Annotated in this window: 17 protein-coding genes; 8 read left to right on the forward strand and 9 right to left on the reverse strand. The window is 42.5% G+C overall.

Features of this window, described 5'->3' with window-relative positions:
• Positions 1-346: 346 nt before the first annotated feature.
• Positions 347-1,228: a metal-dependent hydrolase gene (locus ACG9ZB_RS12335; RefSeq protein WP_419326036.1), complete on the forward strand. Its 882-nt coding sequence runs from the start codon at positions 347-349 to the stop codon at positions 1,226-1,228.
• 104 nt (positions 1,229-1,332) lie between these two features.
• Positions 1,333-1,791 (forward strand): ribosomal protein S18-alanine N-acetyltransferase, encoded by a 459-nt coding sequence (rimI, locus tag ACG9ZB_RS12340; protein WP_419326037.1) that lies wholly within the window; start codon positions 1,333-1,335, stop codon positions 1,789-1,791.
• A 29-nt stretch (positions 1,792-1,820) separates the two neighbouring features.
• Here rimI and ACG9ZB_RS12345 read toward each other — a convergent pair whose 3' ends face one another.
• From ACG9ZB_RS12345 to trxB, 3 genes are all read right to left on the reverse strand, one after another.
• A complete protein-coding gene (locus tag ACG9ZB_RS12345) occupies positions 1,821-2,636 on the reverse strand; it encodes an arginyltransferase (RefSeq protein ID WP_004694916.1) in 816 nt (271 codons plus the stop codon).
• A gap of 21 nt (positions 2,637-2,657) precedes the next feature.
• The gene (gene aat / locus ACG9ZB_RS12350) at positions 2,658-3,389 is read right to left on the reverse strand and encodes a leucyl/phenylalanyl-tRNA--protein transferase (protein WP_348929102.1); all 732 of its coding nucleotides are present in this window, start codon (positions 3,387-3,389) and stop codon (positions 2,658-2,660) included.
• Positions 3,390-3,474: 85 nt separating this feature from the next.
• A complete protein-coding gene (trxB, locus tag ACG9ZB_RS12355; RefSeq protein WP_419326039.1) occupies positions 3,475-4,428 on the reverse strand; it encodes a thioredoxin-disulfide reductase in 954 nt (317 codons plus the stop codon).
• A gap of 295 nt (positions 4,429-4,723) precedes the next feature.
• Between trxB and ACG9ZB_RS12360 the strand changes: the two genes are divergently transcribed.
• Both ACG9ZB_RS12360 and ACG9ZB_RS12365 read left to right on the forward strand, forming a co-directional pair.
• Positions 4,724-7,813: a DNA translocase FtsK gene (locus ACG9ZB_RS12360; protein ID WP_419326041.1), complete on the forward strand. Its 3,090-nt coding sequence runs from the start codon at positions 4,724-4,726 to the stop codon at positions 7,811-7,813.
• A 57-nt stretch (positions 7,814-7,870) separates the two neighbouring features.
• On the forward strand, positions 7,871-8,776 hold the full coding sequence (locus ACG9ZB_RS12365; RefSeq protein WP_419326043.1) for an AEC family transporter: 906 nt from the start codon (positions 7,871-7,873) through the stop codon (positions 8,774-8,776).
• Between the two features lie 55 nt (positions 8,777-8,831).
• Here the strand turns inward: ACG9ZB_RS12365 and ACG9ZB_RS12370 are convergent, their stop codons facing one another.
• The 6 genes from ACG9ZB_RS12370 to ACG9ZB_RS12395 form a co-directional block, all read right to left on the reverse strand.
• A complete protein-coding gene (locus ACG9ZB_RS12370) occupies positions 8,832-9,119 on the reverse strand; it encodes a PA4642 family protein (protein ID WP_004694907.1) in 288 nt (95 codons plus the stop codon).
• Positions 9,120-9,240: 121 nt separating this feature from the next.
• Positions 9,241-9,513 (reverse strand): cell division topological specificity factor MinE, encoded by a 273-nt coding sequence (minE, locus tag ACG9ZB_RS12375; RefSeq protein WP_004694905.1) that lies wholly within the window; start codon positions 9,511-9,513, stop codon positions 9,241-9,243.
• Positions 9,514-9,515: 2 nt separating this feature from the next.
• A complete protein-coding gene (gene minD / locus ACG9ZB_RS12380) occupies positions 9,516-10,328 on the reverse strand; it encodes a septum site-determining protein MinD (RefSeq protein WP_010326008.1) in 813 nt (270 codons plus the stop codon).
• Positions 10,329-10,397: 69 nt separating this feature from the next.
• On the reverse strand, positions 10,398-11,129 hold the full coding sequence (minC, locus tag ACG9ZB_RS12385) for a septum site-determining protein MinC (protein WP_419326044.1): 732 nt from the start codon (positions 11,127-11,129) through the stop codon (positions 10,398-10,400).
• A 123-nt stretch (positions 11,130-11,252) separates the two neighbouring features.
• Positions 11,253-12,302 carry a preprotein translocase subunit SecA gene (locus tag ACG9ZB_RS12390; protein ID WP_419326046.1) on the reverse strand — a complete coding sequence of 350 codons (1,050 nt, stop codon included), beginning with the start codon at positions 12,300-12,302 and terminating at the stop codon, positions 11,253-11,255.
• 10 nt (positions 12,303-12,312) lie between these two features.
• Complete coding sequence (locus tag ACG9ZB_RS12395) at positions 12,313-13,245, reverse strand: acyltransferase (RefSeq protein WP_419326047.1); 933 nt, start codon at positions 13,243-13,245, stop codon at positions 12,313-12,315.
• A 256-nt stretch (positions 13,246-13,501) separates the two neighbouring features.
• On the opposite strand from ACG9ZB_RS12395, the gene ACG9ZB_RS12400 reads away from it, so the two are divergent.
• From ACG9ZB_RS12400 to ACG9ZB_RS12415, 4 genes are all read left to right on the forward strand, one after another.
• Complete coding sequence (locus ACG9ZB_RS12400) at positions 13,502-14,152, forward strand: OmpA family protein (protein WP_078389445.1); 651 nt, start codon at positions 13,502-13,504, stop codon at positions 14,150-14,152.
• A 126-nt stretch (positions 14,153-14,278) separates the two neighbouring features.
• Positions 14,279-16,318: a UvrD-helicase domain-containing protein gene (locus ACG9ZB_RS12405; protein ID WP_183173955.1), complete on the forward strand. Its 2,040-nt coding sequence runs from the start codon at positions 14,279-14,281 to the stop codon at positions 16,316-16,318.
• A gap of 43 nt (positions 16,319-16,361) precedes the next feature.
• Positions 16,362-16,814, forward strand: a complete 453-nt coding sequence (gene dut / locus ACG9ZB_RS12410; RefSeq protein WP_062034241.1) for a dUTP diphosphatase — start codon at positions 16,362-16,364, stop codon at positions 16,812-16,814.
• Positions 16,815-17,010: 196 nt separating this feature from the next.
• Positions 17,011-18,438, forward strand: a complete 1,428-nt coding sequence (locus tag ACG9ZB_RS12415) for a phosphomannomutase/phosphoglucomutase (protein ID WP_419326048.1) — start codon at positions 17,011-17,013, stop codon at positions 18,436-18,438.
• Positions 18,439-18,440: the final 2 nt, after the last annotated feature.

An 18,440-nucleotide genomic window follows, 5' to 3' on the forward strand; every position in this document is an offset into this window, starting at 1 on the left:
GTTTAAATATGAACACCCCGAATCAGATGTATGAGCAAACTAAAACCGAGCTAATTGCTTAACTCGGTTTGAAGTGGAATACTGTCAATCTATTTCACGACAAGACAATCTTAGCAATTAAGTGATTATTTTAGGGCAAGATACAGCATGCTTTAGTGTTCATCCTAAAAGTACCGTAGAACTTTACGCACACTAAATTGTCTAACAATCCACCCTGAAAACTGTCCTAAACTGATATTTTGCTGACCCTAACTGCACTTATGGGCGGAGCCCAATCACGTAAGATTAAAAGACGAAAACAACTATAAGCAGTGGATGTCTTCAGGATGTTCATAGGAGAAAAAAGATGAATGCGAAGGTAAAAATCACCAACCGTGCGGGCGCGAGTTTCCCTGTACGCCGGATGAACTTTGAGTTTGAAAGCGTACCTGAATATTGGATGAATGGTTCAGCTGGACTGACCCATTTTATGACCGCACTGTCAGCACTCTTTCCAGCAGGTGAAATGTTTTTTATCGATAGTGTTCGTGCGGTCAGACAGCATCCTTCGATCAAAGACAATGTCGAATTACAAAAAGAGATTTCAGCCTTTATTGGTCAAGAAGCGATGCATACGCAAGAACATGAAGGTTTTAATGCCTCTGCGCAAAAGTATGGACATGATGTTGCAACACTTGACCGCTATACCAATCGCGCAATTCAAACCACGCGTAAGGTTTTTGCTTTTCTCGGCAAGCCTGTGGGTATTACTCAAGAGATGGTGGATTTAACGGCAACCACCGCGCTGGAACATTTCACTGCAACTATTGCCTCTCAGTTGTTAGTCAATAACCACATTCAAGAGCTGATGAGCGATGAAACCATGAAAACCATGTGGTTATGGCATGCCATTGAAGAAAATGAGCACAAAGCTGTGGCTTATGATGTGTTTGAAGGTGTTTTTGGAAAGGGAATTAAATCCTATCTACTACGAACGGGATCGTTGGTTGCAGCCATGAGCATTTTATTCTGCGTTCAGTCGTATTTTGTATTTCGTTTATTACAGCAAGATAAACAACTGAACAGGGCAGCGTTGAAGGATATTTATACCTATGCATATAGTCCATCGAAAGGAATTATTACAGGGATGGCACGTGAAATGATCATGTACTTTAAACCGGGTTTTCATCCTAATCATTACGACACCGATGCGTTACTTGAGAAGTGGAAGCTAAAATTAGGGTTTTAAGCAGTTTTGGCTCTTTGAGCGATGTAAATCGCTCTTTTTTTTGTTCGGTTTTTAGCACAAATTTTTTATACTGTAACCTCCACATTTTAGAAAGATAAACGAAGATGATTCGTTTAATGCAAGCTGCGGACTTAGGCCGAGTTGCGCAGATTGAAAATTTAGTTCAAACGCACCCTTGGAGCCTACAACAGTTCCAAGAGTCTATACAGTCTTATCATAGTACCGTGATTGAACAGGCGGGGCAGGTCGTAGGCTTTTGTATCCTCCAGCCTGTTCTTGATGAAGCTAATTTATTGTTGATGGCCATTCATCCAAGCCAGCAAGGCAAAGGGTTGGGTTACCAGCTATTAGATACATCACTGGCACAACTCAAAAACAACCCGATACAAGTGTTCTTAGAAGTCCGTGAGAGCAATCAGGCAGCGATTGCCTTGTATGAAAAGTCCGGTTTTCATCAAATTGATTTGCGTAAAAACTATTATCCTAAACCAGATGGTGGCCGTGAGCATGCCATTATTATGGTGAAATCGTGTAGTGATGACTTTTCCGAGTTGTTTAAATAAGAGAACAGTTCAGCTTTTGTATAACGTCATTATTTAATAATGGCGTTATTCCACCCCGAAGGTAGGGTGGTCATTAAGGAGTTTCCCAGTTGCTGCACTTCCTCGCTGCTCAGACTATGATTGAGTCTGCGCCACTGACCATCAATTAACAATTCTAGCGGTAAATACTGCGATTTATAGTTCATTTTTTCTGAGTGCGGCACCCAATAGCCTAAATACACAAACTGTAAAGCGCGTGCTTTGGCGAGCTCGATTTGTTTTAAAATGGCGAAAGTCCCTAGTGAGCGTTTGTTTTCATCGGGATCAAAAAACGTATAAACCGCAGATAAACCATCATCTAAAGGATCGCAGGTCGAAACACAGATGAGCTGGTCTTCTTTCCACAGCTCTAAGAAAAAGCTCTCGGTACAGCTATGCACGAGGAATTTATCAAACTGATCGCGGCTAGGCGGGAACATGTCTCCATCGGCATGGCGTTTAAAGATATAACGCTCATATAAGTCATAATGTTTTTTGGTGGCATCCGCAGTGCGGGTAATTTTTAAAGTCAGATCTTGATTGCGTTTCCATGCTTTTTTTTGACTGCTGTTCATTTTAAATTCGCGCACAGGTACGCGGCTAGATAGGCACTGTCGACACAGATGACACTCTGGGCGGTAGACAAAATCACCACTCCGGCGAAAACCCACCCGAGAAAGTTCAGACAGCGTGACGACATCAATACGATGTGCTGGATCGAGAAATACCATCCGAGCTGACTTTTTTTCTAGATAGCTACAGTCATGCGGTGGCGTGATGTAATACTGTAAATCATTCAGTAGGGACTTCGGGTGATACGAATTCATGATAAATCCCTCTATTATTCTTTATTCAGTCAGTCGCGCATTTTGCGCTATTGTTTTACTTGAAAATACACCGTCCTGATACATTTTCCAATCGATAGCGGGTTGATTTACAACATCTTGTAACGATTTTAAGTAGGTTTGCCGAGAAAGTGTACAAGCACCAAGGCTTAAAAGATGATCATTGACCAATTGGCAGTCGATCCAAGGCAGCTTATTTTCACGTCCAATCAACATCAGCGTATAAAATGCCATTTTTGAGACATCCGTTTCGGTACTGAACATGGACTCCCCAAAACAGCCGTGTCCAATGCTGACGCCGTATAGTCCACCAACCAAGCGTGTTTGATTCCAAACTTCAACGCTATAGCCATAACCCGCATCAAACATTGCACAGTAGCCATCAATAATGTCTTCACTGATCCACGTGTCATCGGCATAGCTGCGAGGTAGTGAGCAGGCACGGATCACCCGTTCAAAAGCCTGATTGATGGTGATGCGATAATCTTGCTTTTTCATACTCCGAATGAGAGTTTTACTGGGCTGATAATCCTGCGGACGGATGATGCAACGTGGCTCGGGGCACCACCAGCAGATGGGTTCGCCTGTAGAGAACCATGGAAACAAACCATGGCTGTAGGCTTCAAACAGGGTAGAAGGGGAGAGGTCTGCACCGATACAAATTAAGCCTTCACCCTCGGGGTCAACTTCAAGCGGATCGGGAAAGATATACTCAGAAGGTGGTAACTGCTGCATAGTGGTGTGTATATATGAAAAAAATGACTTTAAGATCATACATAAAAAAACCGCCTATGGAAGGCGGTCTTTTTCAAGGCTCAGATTATTCACCTAAAGCATCCAAATATTTTTCTGCATCTAGCGCAGCCATACAGCCAGAACCTGCTGAAGTTATCGCTTGACGATAAACGCTATCAGCAATATCACCTGCTGCGAATACACCTGCGACAGAAGTGGCAGTCGCGTTACCAGATGTACCGCTTTGGACTTGGATATAGCCATCACGTAAGTTCAATTGACCATCAAACATTACACTGTTTGGTTTATGGCCAATGGCAACAAACAAACCTTGAACATCAATTTCTTGTGTAGATTCGTCTTGAGTTGATTTTAAGCGAACTGCGGTTACACCTGTGTTGTCACCTAAAACTTCATCTACTTGATGGTTCCAAATGATGCTGATTTTGCCTTCTTTTTCTTTCTCAAATAAATGATCTTGAAGAATCTTTTCAGAACGTAATGAATCACGACGGTGAACCAAAGTCACATGCGATGCAATTTTAGACAAATACAGCGCCTCTTCAACGGCAGTATTGCCTCCACCCACAACCATCACTTTTTGGTTTTTGTAGAAGAAACCATCACAAGTTGCACATGCGCTTACGCCTTGACCCATAAAAGCAGCTTCAGATTCAAGACCTAAGTACTGAGCGGTCGCACCTGTGGCAATAATCAGTGCATCACAAGTGAACTCATCCATATCACCTTTAAGGACGAATGGACGTACAGAAAGATCGACTTCATTGATATGATCGTAGATGATTTCAGTACCAAAACGTTCTGCATGGGCTTGCATACGTTCCATGAGTGCAGGGCCTGTTAAGCCTTCAGGGTCACCCGGCCAGTTATCCACTTCAGTCGTTGTGGTGAGCTGACCACCGAGTTGGATACCTGCAATCAATGTAGGCTTTAAGTTGGCACGCGCAGCATATACCGCAGCGCTGTAACCCGCAGGGCCTGAACCGAGAATAATCAAACGTGAGTGACGAGCGCTCATACGTAGAATCCTTTTTTTATTTAGAAATTTGTGGAATTATACGTGAAACTCTATAACAGTTGTGTGAGTTCAATGTCGATATTATTGATCATATAAATCGTTTTGAGCTATATAGAAGAAATATGCGGTGTAGAGCGGGTAAAAGAGGATAAATCATCTACTCGCTATACATAAAGCATTTAAGAATAGTGCATCTTTTTATAAAGAAGAGGTGCATAATATGACGTTTATTGTGAAACTTTTGCTTTAGGTTTCGAACAAAAACATTAATGAAGAATTTGTTACAGGACAGTATATGACTGAGGTGTCGGGTGCTTATGCACAGCGCTTATTAATGACATTATTTTTAGTCTCGTTTGGCATTTATTTGTTCCTTGCTACCGTGACCTATACCCCATTTGATCCGGGCTGGATGCATATATCAAGTGATACTTTGCAAGTCTCGAATGCCAGTGGCGTTGCAGGGGCGTGGATTGCTGACTTACTGTTCGGTTTTTTAGGTTGGGCAAGTCTACTTATTCCTGTGTTTTTGTTCATTGAAGCTATTCAAGTCTGGTGGCCGCATAGTTTTTTAAACCGTCCATTTCGTTATGCTGCACAATTCTTTATTTTGCTTGCAACCGCCAGCTTACTGTTCTTGTTTTGGAAAGTTCCAGCGGACACTTTAGACAATGCCTCTGGCGGTATTATTGGTTATGAACTGGGACAAAGTTTGTCGCAGATTTTAACTATTTATGGTGCAACCTTATTTTTGGTCGTGTTTACCGTGGTCTTATTGACCTTGGCTTTCGGTATCAAATGGAACCGTACTTTCGCGACGATCAAAGCAACTCCTGCATATTTACAAGATTTATTTTACCGTAATGTGCCTGAAAGCGAGTCTGCCTTTGATCGCACGACGCCAAGTGTGAAAAAAGAAGTGATTGCAACGGCACCGAAAAAGAGTGTTGAAGAGACCGAATTGGTCGAGGCACCAGCCGTGCAAGAGGCATCAGTTAAAGCACCTCAGCGCGACTATTCAGCAGAGCATTTGTTTAATGACATGGTGGCCAAAGAGCAACGTGTTCAAGAACAACAGGTGGATGTGGATGATGAAGCAGAACTTGAGCGGACTATAGAAAAAGCGCACCAATTAGAACAAGACAGTCAGCGCGTGGTAGCGACAGGAGAAGTGTGGCGTGCATTAAACTCAGGTGAAGATCAACGTCATAAAAATGATATTGATGCTTTACTTCGTGCTGCCGAAGAAGATCGCCCATTTAGCCCAGAACGACATTTTCAAGCAGTGGTGCAAGATCATACAGCGCCAATTGCTGATCCTCATTATTTCCAAGACGATGCCCCTGCACAGAAGAAAAATGTCGATTGGGATGATGATGAAATCTTTGACGAGCTGCTTGCTGCCGTACCCAATGGCAAAACAGCAACAGATGTCCACAGTCCATTCAATACGCCTGAACCTGTGTCTCATTTACATGTGGTTGAAGATCCAATTGCGGTAGCCGAGGTTGTAAACTCAAGTGTTGCTGCAAGTCCCGTTGCATTACAACCAGCGCCGAGTGGAATTGCAAAAGCACAGCTCGATGAGTTGGATGATTTAGACGAATTCCTTGCTGAAGATTGGTCGGAGCAGAAAGTAGCTACTTCAGATGTACGCACCAGCAGTAGTTATGCGCAGTCATCTGCTTTTGTACAAGCACCTATTCAGCATCACAATACCGTAAGCACAATTGCTACAGTGGCTGTAGCCAAAGAAGTTTTGTCCAAAGAAGCGTTTATTGAAGCATGGCAGGACACTGCTGGAAAACCGCAAGAAGAAGACTTCGATTTTGATGCGCCACTGACGGATGCATCAGGCCGTCCAATGTCGTTGTCCATGCAAGTAGCAGAACGTCGTCGTGATTTATCACCGCTGCCAGGATTAGACTTACTGGATGAAGTTGACCTCAATAAAAAAGTCAATTTCACTGCTGAACAGTTAGCGCGTTTATCTGAATTACTTGAAATTAAACTACAAGAGTTCAATGTCAAAGCCAAAGTGGTCGAAGCGCAGCCAGGGCCCGTAGTAACTCGTTTTGAGTTGGATTTAGCACCGGGCGTGAAAGCCTCTAAAGTGACCAATATTTCCCGTGACCTTGCGCGTTCAATGTCGATGGCATCTGTACGTGTGGTTGAAGTCATTCCGGGTAAACCGTATATCGGGATTGAAGTGCCGAATAGCACACGGGAAATGGTGCGTTTAATCGAGTTGTTGACCATTCCTGCTTTTACCGATCCGAATAGCATTCTTTCGATGGCAATGGGCAAAGATATTTCTGGGAATCCTGTCATTGCTGACTTAGGTAAAGCCCCGCATATGCTGGTTGCAGGCACCACAGGTTCAGGTAAATCGGTGGCAGTGAACTCGATGATTTTATCGATGTTGTTGAAATATACGCCGAATGAGTTGCGTTTAATTTTGATTGACCCGAAACAGTTAGAACTTGCTAACTATAACGATATTCCACATTTGCTTACCCCTGTGGTCACGGACATGAAGGATGCAGTCAGTGCCTTGAACTGGTGTGTGAATGAAATGGAACGCCGTTATAAGCTGATGTCTTTCCTAAAAATTCGTAAGCTTGCCGACTATAACCGAAAAGTGGAAGAAGCGATTGCCAATGGTGAAGAGCTGATTGATCCGACTTGGAAAGCCAGTGATTCGGTTGCAGGTGAGCGTGCACCACGTTTGACTCCATTACCATCGATTGTGATTGTGGCAGATGAATTTGCCGATATGATTATGCAGGTCGGTAAGAAAGCTGAAGAAATGATTACGCGTTTGGCACAAAAGTCACGTGCCGCAGGCATTCATTTGTTACTTGCAACGCAGCGTCCATCGGTCGATGTAATTACGGGTCTGATTAAAGCTAACATTCCAACACGTGTGGCTTTACGTGTGAACTCTAAAATTGACTCACGCACGATTTTGGATGCTGGTGGGGCGGAAGACCTACTGGGTCATGGTGATATGTTGTTCTTAGGCCCGGGTAAAATTGAACCTGAACGTGTACATGGTGCCTTTATTGCCGATGATGAAGTGAACCGCATCTGTGATGCTTGGCGTGAACGCGGCTCGCCAAATTATGTTGATGAAATCTTAACGCCATTTGATGAAGAGCCTAGTTCTCGCGGCTTTGAAGATGGTGATGGCGATCCAAACCGTGATGCACTTTATGACCAGTGCGTATCCTTTGTATTGGAAACACGCAAGGTTTCCGTGTCCTCGCTACAACGTAAGTTTAGTTTAGGCTATAACCGTGCCGCGCGGATTGTCGACCAAATGGAAGAAAACGGGATCGTGAGTGCGCAAGGTGCGAACGGTAAGCGAGAAATTTTAGTTTAAAAAGAAAGCCTGCGGATTGCAGGCTTTTTCTTAATCATTCAGTTTAGGCATCCAGTCATGCAAATTATTGATGCATTAATTCCATTGGTGGTACTCATTGCCATGGGGTATGTATTAAAGCGGTATCGCTTTTTAACGGTAGAATTTTGGCAAGGTGCTGAAAGACTGAATTATTGGATTTTGTTTCCTGTTTTGCTGTTCAGTAGTCTAGCCACCGTTCATTTTAATGTCGGGCAAGTCTTGCCAGCGCTTGCTGTGGTCTTTAGTGTGACCTTGCTGATGAGTGTGGTGCTATGGGTATTAAAAGCGCTGTATGGTACGCCTGTGTCGCAATTTGGCGTTTATTTACAGAGTCATATTCGCTTTAATACTTATATTGGTTTGACCAGTATGGCTTTGATTTTTGGCGCTGCAGGGATGCAAGTCTTTGCCATGATTATTGCCTTTGTTATTCCTTTAGTGAATGTACTGTCCGTACTTGGTTTTTCTCAAGGGCAGGGACTGTCTTATAAAAATATTGCGTGGTCAGTTGCGAAAAATCCGCTGATTTTGGCTTGTCTGGTCGGGATTATTTTTAATTTTTCAGGTATGCATTTGCTCGAGAGCATGAGCCAATCTTTAAAGCTAGTAGCAGGGATGAGCCTTCCGCTTGGGCTCTTGTGTGTGGGCGCAGCACTCCAGTTTAATGCGTTAAAATATGCTGGCCGAGCGCTAATTCTAAATACCTTTGGGCGTTTAATCTTCGTGCCTATTTTAGCCTATGTAGGCTGTCTTTTATTTGGTTTAGCAGCATTTGAAACCATGATTGTGGTGGTATTCTTCTCGCTCCCAACAGCCTCAGCAGCCTATGTCCTAACCAAATATTTTCAAGGGGATAGTCAACTCATGGCGGCAATCATTAGTTTGCAAACTTTGTGTTTCGGTTTGACTTTTCCACTTTGGATGTGGTTTTTACAGACATAAAAAATGCCAGTTCACCGTACTGAGCTGGCATTTTAAAATTGCTGTTTTTGAAGAGTTAGGCAAATTTAGCCAAGACTTCTAAAAACGGTGCTGCCTGACGTGGGTAAGCGGCAATGACGTCATGAATGCGCTGACCTTCTGGATTAGTTGCGTTAATATCGCGACCATCCGTTTTAAATTGGGTGAGTAGACGCTCATAATCACTTGGGCGCATGTGTTTAAAGGCATGGTACAACACATGAAAGTCGCCATTCACACCTTCAGGAGGAAGCTGAGTTAAGTAGGCAAATACACGCTCATCTGACCATTCTTCATTGAACGTTGCTGGCTGAGATAATGCCATAGCAATCTCCTTGCTGGTTTAATCATTAAAAAAGGCAAAATATGGGAGACAAAGAAAATACTTTCTTGTGTCTGCGCATATTCTGCCTTGATTCAATTTACTTGACTAATCAGAAATCAGATTAACGTTCTTCAGGCAAATTGATATTCATTTCAAGCATTTCAATATTCGCTTCAGAACGGACAGCCATTTGAATGTGCTGTTCATCTACACCGCGAACATAGCGATTCACCACTTGCATGATTTCTTTCTTCATTTGGTCGATTTTGTCTTGGCTAAGACGTTTACCTAAACCGCTTTCAGACGCTACGATGACTTTCAAACGATCTTTTGCGGTTTGAGCACTAGACGGTTTTTCATCATTACTAAAAAGCTTACTCCAAAATCCTGCCATGTCTACGCTCCAAATAGTCGTGCTAACCAGCCTTTAGGCTTCACCGTAATATGACGGTAAGGACGTTCTTCACCTAAAAAACGTGCCACAAGGTCATCATAGGCTTGGCCTGCTGCTTCTTCAGTAAAGAGAATCACTGGTTTACCTTCGTTAGATGCTTGTAAAACACTCTTACACTCAGGAATCACTCCCAAAGTTGGCACACGTAAAATATCTTTAGAAATGTCGTCAATGGTTAACATTTCTTGTTTATCGGCACGTTCAGGGTTGAAGCGTGTGATACACAAGTGTTTACGAATACGACCTTCATTCATTTCAACTTTTTTGGTTTTGCTGTCGAGCATACCAATAATACGGTCAGAGTCACGTACAGATGAAATTTCAGGGTTGGTTACAATAATCGCTTCATCGGCATGGTACATTGCTAAAATTGCACCGCGTTCGATACCCGCAGGTGAGTCACAAATAATGTAGTCAAACTCTTGTGACAACTCATCCATGACACGAGCTACACCTTCATCAGTTAAGGCATCTTTATCACGGGTTTGCGATGCAGGTAAAATATATAAATTCTCGATATCTTTATCGCGGATAAGCGCTTGTTGTAATCGAGCTTCATTATTTAATACATTGACAAAATCATACACAACGCGGCGTTCACAACCCATGATCAAATCAAGGTTACGTAAACCTACGTCAAAATCGATCACAACAGTTTTGTGACCACGTAGGGCTAAACCTGTTGCAAAAGATGCGCTCGTCGTAGTTTTGCCTACGCCACCTTTGCCTGATGTTACGACAACAATTTTCGCCACCGAATCCACTCCTGTTATGGTTTAAATCCCCTTATTTATCATTTGGGGCTTTTGGTGTTTATTTATACATTAAAATTCAAGCGCTTCAAATACAAGCTCTTGTTGATCATTTAAGTAAATATGTGTTGAGCGTTTTAAATGCTGCGCTGGAATATCATCTGCAACACAATAGGTCCCTGCAATTGAAACCAATTCAGCTTCTAGAGCATGACAGAAGATACGTGCAGCGCTGTTTCCGTCCGCGCCGGCAATGACTCTACCACGAGCACTACCATAAATATGTATATTTCCTGAAGCAATCACTTCCGAGCCGCTGTTAATGCCTGCGGTAATAATGATATCGCCTTGATTTTGCACCAAGCACTGACCTGTACGTAAAATTTCGTCATGGTATGAAGTTGCATGACGAATAACAGGTGCTGCCGCAACTGGTGCATTGGTAGAAGCTGTCGCAGCCGGAGCTGGGGCTTCAACCACTTGCTCTTTGGTTGCTTTGACTTCTTGAAGTTGAGAGCTAATACCATGACCTTGCGCAGGAATCACGGGGAATTGAATGGCACGGGCTTGTTCCGCCAAAATTCCTTCTTGTACTGCCATTGGCTGTACATCCAGATCCAGCAATAATTGAATCAAGGAAATTAATTCTTGCTCAACGCTACTTTCTAGAACAACTAATGCTCCAGCAGTCGATGAATTTTGTAATGTTTTACTTAATTGCTGTCGGATTGCATCATGATCATTGGTGTCAAGGGTAATGCGAATCGCATTGACCATTCTGCCAGTTATCCGTATATCAGCCATAATTTTTCCTTAAGACTTCTCAGATTTATTTTTTACTAAAGAAGTGATGTTGTAAATAGAGCAAATCCTAGAACAAAATGAAGGATTGCACTAGCTGCGTTTGTAATATTTTTATCTTAATGCTTATTCTTTGGCTTGATCATCTTTTTCGAGCTCTTCTAACCACTGTTTCACCTTAACTTGCTTGCGAATAGCATCCAAACTTTCATAGACCACAGACTCAACCAACTGTTCCAAAGACTGATTATCAATTTTTAAATCACTGACTTTTTCGGCTATCAAGCGATAGGTAGCATTGGGCTGTGTAGGATTCCCAGTCACCATTGGTTCCAGTAAACCTTGTGTGATGTTTTCACCGAGTCGTTGTCCGATACTTTGAATTTGTTGCTCAATTCTTCCACCCACAATTGGAATCAAACGCAGTAATTGGGTCAGTTCAGGGGTATCTTCAATCGCACGATTGACAATCAGACCGACATTTTGGGCAATGAAATACTGTCGCTGTTTCAATTCAGTGGCCAAAGACTCTTGTAAAATTTCAGCCAATGCTTGTGCAAATAAAGCCCGATGATGATCGACCAGATCATGGATAATTTTTTTATGGGTCGAACTGGTATTTAATTCGTGCTTCACCCCATCTAATACAGTAATGACGACTCGGTCAGAGAGTTCTTCCATCACCACACGGTAGTAAAATTTGGCCTTGATTTGTAACGACTTAGGAATTACGTTATAGCCTAATTCATGCAGTCGAAAAGCAATCACTCCTGCACGAAATAATCTTAAAAAACGTAAATGAGGAATAATCGCTAAAATTTCGTACCAATGAATAAAGGGAAAGAAAAACCAGCGACGATGGTGTCGATACACGATGGCAATGCACCAACGCACCAATAATTCAGTAATTAAGAACAGAATAAACCAAGCTTCAGTGGTGATAACCCACGGATGCAAATGCTCACGATAGAAGCTTAAGACACTTTCTAGGTGAATGGCATGGAAAAACCATCCACCGATATTGCTCATGATAAAAAAATTAGCACACAAACAAAACAAGTTAAAAATGATGAGAAACACCATAAAAATGTCATAGATCAAAAACAGTTTGAAATACAAACTTTGAGGATCAACCTGATGATATTTAGACTTTTTGACTTGGTTATTCTGCATCATGTATAGACCCTTACTGGGTTAAATTCGACTTTGAGTATTTGGCTTTCATTTTTTCAATCAACTGGTCTTTTTCAGTCCAAAGTTGATCGACCCACTGTTGGAATTTTTCTCGAAAGTCTGCATCGTCTTCATAGTTTCCAGCGAGTACCCATGCTGGAATATCAATTTTACGCAAATTGACCGCAATTCGTGGGACTTCCCCGAGCCAAAATTCGCTATAGCCAGGTGCGCCGTCGGGATAGACAATGGTCATATCCACTAAGGCATCAATGTCATTACCTAAAATATTTAAGGCTAGGGCCAAGCCACCCGCTTTTGGTTTAAGTAAATTTTGGTAAGGCGATTGCTGCTGTGCATGTTTTTCTGGAGTAAAACGTGTGCCTTCCAAATAGTTTAACAGGGTGAATGGTTGGCTAAGCAGTTGTTCACACGACTTACGTGCCTCTTCCATATCGCGTGTTTTCAACGCAGGATTTTTTGCAATTTGTTCTTTACTATGCCTTTTCATCATTGGAAAACCTAGAATTTTAAAGGCTTGGCCGACAAATGGAATAAAAATAAGTTCCCACTTGGTAAAGAAGCGGGTAAGGGGCATACGGGTTAAACCAAAATATTGGTTAACCGTGGTGTCGACCCAACTTTGGTGGTTACAGGTCATGAGATAACGACCTTGCATACTTAGCTCAAGACCATCATCGACAGAAATATCCCATTTCGTGCTGGGCAAGACATGATCGATTAAATAATTGTTCACAGCCAGCCAACTGTTGGTGATTTGAATATTCGTCTCATCCACCTTTTTAGATTTTTTAAACAGTTTGGTTAGGCCAAGCGCAAGCACTGGAGGGCCATGAAAAAAAGTACTGCCTGTAATGACTGAACCAACAGTTAAACCACGTGTGATTTTTTTTAATAAAGGTTGTTTTTGGTTTGGTGATGACATAAAAATAAACCCTAAAATATAATGCGTTTCGCAACTCGTTCTATTTCTAAAGCTCAATATAGTACGGGATGATCAAATAGAAAAGCACCAAGCATTAACTGTGTAGAAATTGTGACGAAGAACGCCTTGAAAAGGAAATTTTTTATTACATATTGTAAATAAAGGCTTTATTGTTAACAAAAAATCAATGGTCTAGATCATCGTTTTACGACAATATTCGGTCTATAAACAAAACACACAAAGAAGGAGGCATGCGATGCGTGCACTAGCAATTTCCGCAGTCGTTGGGGCAATGGTTCTTACAGGTTGTCAAAGCACTGGTAATAACATTGGCGGTGTAGAATACGATAAAGCTGCTTTAGGGACCTTAATTGGTGCTGCTGCAGGTTATGGTGTTTCTAAAGGAAACGCAAACACGAGTCGTCAGAATAACCGTGCTGCAGCGATTGGTGCTGTACTTGGTGGCGCAACTGGTGTTTACCTTGACAACAAAGAGAAGAAACTTCGTCAACAAATGGCGGGGACTGGTGTAGAAGTTAACCGTAATCCAGATGGCTCTGTAGGCTTAATCATGCCGGGTAACATTACTTTTGATACCAACAAATCAAACATCAAGCCGAACTTCTATTCAACTTTAAACAAAGTTGCGCAAACCTTAACTGAAGATAACAAGAGCGGTATTCTTGTAACAGGTTATACAGATAGTACAGGTAATGATTCAATTAACATTCCTCTGTCTCAAGCGCGTGCGCAATCTGTAGCAAGTTACTTGGCATCTCAAGGTGTTTCTACAACACGTATTAATGCGCAAGGTCAAGGTTCAGCAAACCCAATCGCGTCTAACGCGACTGCTGAAGGCCGTGAGCAAAACCGTCGTGTAGAAATCAGCATCTACGCAATTCAATAATTTTTATTGAAGACTGAAAAACCACCTTCGGGTGGTTTTTTTATGACTGTTAAAATATGAATTTGCATTATGCATCTGTAGCGGAGATGACTATAATCGAGCTCGGAATGAAATAGAGGAAAGACTATGTCACTGGCAAGTCAATTAAACGACAAGCAACTTGAAGCCATGAAATACACTCAAGGACCCTTGTTAGTACTTGCAGGGGCTGGTTCAGGAAAAACTTCGGTGATTACCCGTAAGATTGCCTACTTGGTGAAACACTGCGGCATTCCTGCTTATCGTATTACCGCGATGACGTTTACCAACAAAGCAGCACGTGAAATGAAAGAACGTGTCACCAAGCTGCTGTCACGTGAAGAGGCAAAAGGGCTTTCAGTTTCAACTTTCCATACCTTCGGTCTAAACATGCTGCGTTTAGAACTGAAACACACGCCATTAAAAAATAATTTTTCTATTTTAGATGCGGACGACTGTAAGCGTATTTTGATGGACTTGATGCACCGTGACAATTTATCCGGTGCGGAAAGTAAAGAACTGATTGCCAAAGCCATGAAGATGATTTCAGATTGGAAAAACGATCTGATTCCACCTGAGCAAGCACACACCACCTGTGAAACCGCAGAAGATATTCAGTTTGCGCACTTGTATCAACTGTATGAACGTAATTTACGTGCCTATAATGCGGTTGATTTTGATGACCTAATTGTGATGCCGACGCGTCTTTTACAAGAAAACGCAGAAGTTCGTGAGCGCTGGCAAAATCGCATTCGCTATTTATTGGTCGATGAGTATCAAGACACCAACACCGCGCAGTATATTTTGGTGAAATTGCTAGTGGGGGTGATGGGACAGTTCACTGCGGTGGGTGATGATGATCAATCGATCTACGCATGGCGTGGTGCCAAGCCTGAAAATATGGCTTTGCTCAATGAAGATTTTCACAATTTAAAAGTGATTAAACTCGAACAGAACTATCGTTCGACCAGTCGTATTTTAAAAGCGGCCAATACCGTGATTGGTAACAATCCACATATTTTTGATAAAAAACTGTGGTCAGACAAAGGTCATGGTGAAGTCATTCGAGTGATAACCTGCCGCAATGATGACGATGAGTCAGAACGCGTGGTGAAAGACTTAATTACGCATAAACTGATGAATGGTAAAAATTGGAAAGATTACGCCATTTTGTATCGGGGGAACTTTCAAGCACGTGCGCTGGAAACACAACTGCGTCAAATGCAGATTCCGTATAAATTATCGGGTGGTCAGTCGTTCTTCGGACGCGCTGAAATCAAAGACGTGATGAGCTATTTGCGCGTCATTATTAATCCTGAAGATGACAGTGCATTTTTGCGGATCATCAATACACCTAAACGCGCCATTGGGCCTGTGACTTTAGAAAAGCTGGGTCTGTTTGCACAAGAAAATCATTTGTCTTTGCTCTCTGCCGCAGGTGATCAGCGTCTCACCATGGTGATTCCTAAAAAAGCCACCACGCAGTTGGCGGAGTTTGCAGACTTCATTACCACCTTTACCCGTGAGTTGCTTGAGGATGATGAACCTGTACCGATTATTCGAAAGATGATGGTTGAAGCGGGTTATATCGACTATGTCAAAGAGTCTGCGGCAACGCCTGCGCAAGAAAAAACTAAGCTGGATAATATTGAAGTGCTGTATAGCAGTATTCAAAGTTTGATTAACCGTGCTGAAGATGTTGATGAGAAAAACATTGAAAGTGTAATTCGTAAAATGGTGTTGCTGGATATGTTAGAGCAGCAGCAAGAAGAAGAAGACACTGACAAAGTAAACCTGCTCACGTTACATGCATCTAAAGGTCTAGAGTTTCCATATGTCTATCTGATTGGTCTTGAGGAAGAGTTACTGCCGCATAAAAACTCGATTGCCGCAGATACGGTTGAGGAAGAGCGTCGCTTGATGTACGTGGGCATCACCCGTGCGCGTCAGGGTTTAACCATCACGCTTGCAGAACAACGTAAGGCGGGTGGTCAAATGAAGCAAATGACACCAAGTCGCTTCTTGGATGAGTTGCCGCAAGATGAGTTGGAATGGCTGGGGCGTAAAAAGAAACTGGCGGGCAATGTCGATCCGAAATTACAAGCACAACACTATTTGGACAATTTACGTGCTTTGATTAAGCGCTAAATATTTTTTTGTTTTAGAAATTTATTGTACTAGGAAAAAGAGAATGAAAGTTCAGGTTAAAGTGTTGGATTCACGTTTAGGCAATGAATGGCCAATGCCAACCTATGCGACAACGGGTTCAGCAGGCTTAGACCTTCGTGCATGTGTCGATGCTACGACCGTCATTGAACCAGGACAAACTGTTTTGGTCAAAACGGGTTTATCTATTTATATTGAAGACCCACACTTTGCAGGTTTAATTTTACCGCGTTCAGGCCTAGGTCATAAGCACGGCATTGTTTTGGGTAACTTGGTGGGATTAATTGATTCGGACTATCAAGGTGAATTGATGGTTTCAGTTTGGAACCGTAGCCAAACAGCTTTCAGTTTAGAACCGGGTGAACGTCTTGCACAGTATGTACTTGTGCCTGTGATTCAAGCCCAGTTCGATATTGTGAATGAATTTGAAGCGACAGAACGTGGTGCAGGTGGTTTCGGACATACTGGTCAAAACTAATCTCTCAGTGATAAAGTAAAACAACAAAGCCTCTCTATGAAAGAGGCTTTGTTGTTTTAATGCTGAATGATCATTTTTAGTTCATAAAAAGTTACAACTCTTTTTTGAATCCTTAGTAAAATTAAACCCAGCGTTAAGCATAACAACAAGGACAGCTGAAAGAGCTGTTGATCTGAATAAATTAGAAGTTAGACCTATGGATTTTCAGCCAAAATTTCCTGCACATATTTTTCGTGCCTATGACATTCGTGGCAAATTGGATGTCATGAGTGCTGAGCTGATTCTTGCTATTGCACAAGCGCTTGCAACTCAATATTTAAAGACTGGGCAGACACGTTTAGCCATTGGTTATGATGCTAGACAAAGCAGTCCTGCTTTTGCAGAAATTATTTACAAAGAATGTCTTAAACAGGGCTTAGATGCGCAAATCATCGGATGTTGTGCTAGCCCTGTGTTGTATTACACGGCACGTCAGTTTGATGGCAATGGCATTATGGTGACAGCCAGCCACAATCCGAAGTCGGATAATGGGATCAAATGGATTATGCAGGGTGAGCCCCCTTTACCTGAGGCAATCCAGCAGGTGGCACGCGATGCAAATGAATATTTTGACAGCCATGCAGTGATGAAATGGCAAAAGTTGCCACATCAGATCGTGCCTGAATATTGTCTGGCTTATCAGGCGGCATTGCTCAATGATATACAGCTCATGCCTCAACCGCGACCCTATAAAGTTGTGGTGGATGGTTTATATGGTTCGGCGGGACGCTGCGCCGTCTTGGTCTTAAAGGAACTCGGCTGTGAGGTACATGCTTTACGCTGTGAGGCCAATGGTGAATTTCCTGAACATGCCCCCGATCCCTCTCAAGCCAAACATCTATATCTGCTACGAAACGCCGTGCAACAGCAGCATGCTGATATCGGTATTGCCTTTGATGGTGATGGTGATCGTGTTGTATTGATTGATGAAATGGGCGTAATCATTTCAGCAGACCGTTTATTGTCCTTGTTTGCGCACATGTGTTTGGCTGATCATCCAGCACATGAAGTGGTTTTTGATGTGAAATGTTCCACCATGGTTCGAAATACGGTATTGGCCCATCAGGGTATTCCAAAAATGATTCGAACAGGCAGCTCTTTTTTGCGTAAATATTTGGCGCAATCTAAAGGGCATGCGGTTTTTGGCGGTGAATATGCAGGGCATTATGTATTTAATGATGGTCGTGGCTTTGGTTATGACGATGGTTTATATGCCGCACTACGTGTGTTGGAATACTTAAGCTTGAAGCAATGTACTTTGTCGGAAGCACTGGCAGACTACCCAGAACGTGCCAGTACAGAGGATATTTATATTAGCACCCATCAGATTTCACCCGCGCTGGTTTTAGCGAATGTGGAAAAACAATGTCAGCACTTTCAAGCGGAAATGAGTAAAATTGATGGCGTAAGACTTGATTTTGAGGATGGATTTGGCATTATTCGAGCATCGAATACGGGTGAGTATTTTACCGTACGTTTCGACGCGGACAGTGATCAGCGGCTCCATCAAATTCGCCATAACTTTGTGCACATGCTGACGGCAGATTATCCGCAGATTGCACAAGACCTATTAGACGCCCATTAAGG

The organism is Acinetobacter johnsonii, assembly GCF_048551975.1.
Classification (GTDB): Bacteria; Pseudomonadota; Gammaproteobacteria; order Pseudomonadales; family Moraxellaceae; genus Acinetobacter; species Acinetobacter johnsonii_A.